Source organism: Mycobacterium sp. TH-M82 (genome assembly GCF_057473605.1).
The window spans coordinates 1-2,820 of record NZ_JBYCKY010000751.1 but is presented as its reverse complement, the minus strand read 5'-3'; the positions used below and the strand labels follow the sequence as shown (position 1 = coordinate 2,820).

4 protein-coding genes are annotated in these 2,820 nt (G+C 69.0%); all 4 read right to left on the bottom strand.

Annotated elements, in window-relative coordinates:
* Positions 1 to 118: 118 nt before the first annotated feature.
* Entirely contained in the window at positions 119 to 538 is a 420-nt protein-coding gene (locus tag AC2VON_RS22375) for a hypothetical protein (RefSeq protein ID WP_486954829.1), read from the bottom strand.
* 126 nt (positions 539 to 664) lie between these two features.
* The gene (locus tag AC2VON_RS22370; RefSeq protein ID WP_486954828.1) at positions 665 to 1,111 is read right to left on the bottom strand and encodes a prepilin peptidase; all 447 of its coding nucleotides are present in this window, start codon (positions 1,109 to 1,111) and stop codon (positions 665 to 667) included.
* A 9-nt stretch (positions 1,112 to 1,120) separates the two neighbouring features.
* A complete protein-coding gene (locus AC2VON_RS22365) occupies positions 1,121 to 2,011 on the bottom strand; it encodes a shikimate dehydrogenase (protein ID WP_486954827.1) in 891 nt (296 codons plus the stop codon).
* Positions 1,989 to 2,820 (bottom strand): endolytic transglycosylase MltG (locus AC2VON_RS22360; RefSeq protein ID WP_486954826.1); only part of this gene is annotated, 832 nt, incomplete at its 5' end. The genes AC2VON_RS22365 and AC2VON_RS22360, both read right to left, overlap by 23 nt.

Here is a 2,820-nt window from a genome sequence, read left to right as displayed (position 1 = left end):
CGGCCGTGGGATTCACCGGCGGTGGTCCAACGCAGCACGTGTCCCATCTTCCCATGCTGGGTGCTGCGACCGGACCTGGCCGGCTGCCGCCGGCAGCCGTCGGCAGCAGCCAGGAATCTTAGGAACCGCCGTTGCCGTCGCCGAGGATCAGATAGGTGACCGCGCCGGGGCCGTTGATGGCCGAGGTCACGTTGTCCAGCGGATTGCCCATCTTGGCGACGACACGGTCGAGGATGCCCTCGAAGTCCTGGGCCTGCCCCTGCGGATCGATCACGACCAGCGGCGGCTCGCTGGGTACCGGCACTGAGGCTGGTCCGAGTTCCACCGCGCCGGTGCCGACACCTGCGGGATTGTTACCGGAGGCCTGTGAGAACAGGTCGAGCCACACCGCGTTCGGGTCCAGACCCTCGGCGTTGGAGAGCGAAATCGCCGGAATCTCGACGTCGGGCAAGGATGCCGGCGTCGAGTCGATGACGATGAGACCGGTGCCCACAGCGACCGCACCAGCGGAAATACCTGCCATGACGGCTCGCTTCACGGTCACCTCCTTTGAACACCAACCGCTGCACACACCTAAACTCAAATAGTAGCTGATAGTCGGCTGAATGGCAACCGGAATTGGTTAAAGTTTGATCACGGCGCTGGTTTTTGCCCACGTTTCGGCTCAGCACACCGCCAGCGCCACCGTCGCCGCGCTGACCAGGCACATCGACGGTCCATGCGGTACGCCCCGGCGCCCACTGTGCCCACTGTGCAGAGCCATCGCGACCAGCGCCCACACCGCGGTCAGCAACGGTGCGCCCAGAGCCGCCAACATCCACACGTCGACACCGAAGAAGCCGGTCAGCGCACCCACACCGAACGCCAACTTCACGTCGCCGGCCCCCAGCGCGGCCGGACCGGCCAGGTGCACCAGCAGATACACCGCGCCCAACGCCGCCGCACCGGCAAGCGCCGGCATACCGCGACCGGCAACGCCGGCATACAGCAGCGCCGCCGCCGCACCGGGCAGGGTCAGCCAGTTGGGCAGTCGTCGCTGCCGGATGTCGTAGCCGCTCAGCGCAACCAGCCACGCCAGCCACAGCGATACCGGCCCCACCCCCACCTGCATGGGGGCAGGTTAGCCCGGCTGGGCCAGCGCGCAAGTCATCGCCTGCCGCGGCGCCGGCAGCCCGGTGAACATCTCCACCTGGGTGCAGGCCTGATGCAACAGCATCTGCAGGCCGCTGATCACCGTCCCGCCCGCGGCGCTCACCGCCGCCGCCAGCGGCGTCGGCCACGGGTCGTAGATCACGTCCAGCAGCAGCGGAACGGACGCCAGCGCCGGCGCATAGTACATGGCCACGTCGGCCGGAAGCGTGCTGACCAGCACCGCCGTAGCTGCGATCGTGTCGGCCAGCGCCGGATCGTCCGGGTCGTCCAATCCGCAGAACCGGGCCGGCACACCGGCTTCCGCGGCCAGTTGCACCACCCGGGCGGCCTTGTCCGGGTTGCGCGCCACGACGGTGATGCCGTCGGCGCCGAGCTCGGCCAGCGCCACCACCGCCGCCGGCGCGGTGCCGCCCGACCCCAGCACCACCGCCTGCCCCGATACCGGGCCGAGTGCACCGGTCACCCCGTCCACGTCGGTGTTGTCGGCCAGCCAGCCGGTCGCGGTGCGCACCAGGGTGTTGGCCGAACCGACCAGTTCTGCCCGCGCGGTGCGCTCGTCTGCGAAGGCCAACGCGGCGAACTTGCCCGGCATGGTCACCGACACGCCAACCCATTCCGGCCCGAAACCGCTGACCACCGTAGGTAATTCGCTCGCTCCACACTCAATGCGGTCATAGGTCCAGTCGCGCAGACCCAGTGCCCGGTAGGCGGCCAGATGCAGCTGCGGCGAGCGGGAGTGCGCGATCGGCGAGCCGAGCACTCCTGCCTTTCGGGGGGCTTTGGTGCCTGGCCTGCCTGGCCTACCTGGCCTACCTGGCCTAACTGGCCTACCTGGCCTACCTGGAGCTGTCGAGGACACCGTTGTGCTTCGCCAGCTCGATGTTTTCCAGATGCTCCTGGTAATCCCGGGTGAACAGCGTCGTGCCCTGCTTGTCGACGGTGACGAAATACAGCCAGTCTCCCGGCTCCGGATGCTCGGCCGCGGCCAGCGCCTCCTCCCCCGGCGAGCAGATCGGGGTGGCCGGCAGCCCACGCAGCAGATAGGTGTTCCACGGTGTACGCAGGGCGCGGTCGGCGTCGCTGGTGGCGACCTCCCGGCGGTCCAGCGGGTAGTTGACCGCCGAGTCGAACTCCAGGGTGCGGTGCTCGTGCAGGCGGTTGTAGATGACCCGGGCCACTTTGCCGAAGTCGGCCGGATCGGATTCCCGCTGCACCAGCGACGCCACCACCAGCACGTCGTACGGCGAAATCTGCAGGGCAGCAGTGGCAGCAGCGGGGCTGTCCAGTCCGGACTGCCAGTAGCCGGCGGTGCCGGAGCCGATCAGGGTCGCCAGCATCTTCTCGGCCGGAGCAAACGGGTCGACGTTCCACGTGCCCGGGGCGATCAGGCCCTCGATCCGGCGATGGTCGTGGCCCATCGCGGTGACCCGCTGGGCTGCCCACGCGGGCACCGACAGCTGTACCGGCGTACCGGCCGCGGCCGCTGAGCGCAGGTCGGCCACCGGCACGCACCGCCGGTTCCCGTTCAGGTCGACGCAGGTGGCCTGGGAGATCAGCGAGAAGATGCCCGCGGTCACCTCGTTGGTCTTCATGTCGGTGGTGTCGTCGAGCTGGCGGCCTTCCGGGATGACCAGCCTGCCCACCCGGTTCTCCTTGTCGGTGAGGCGC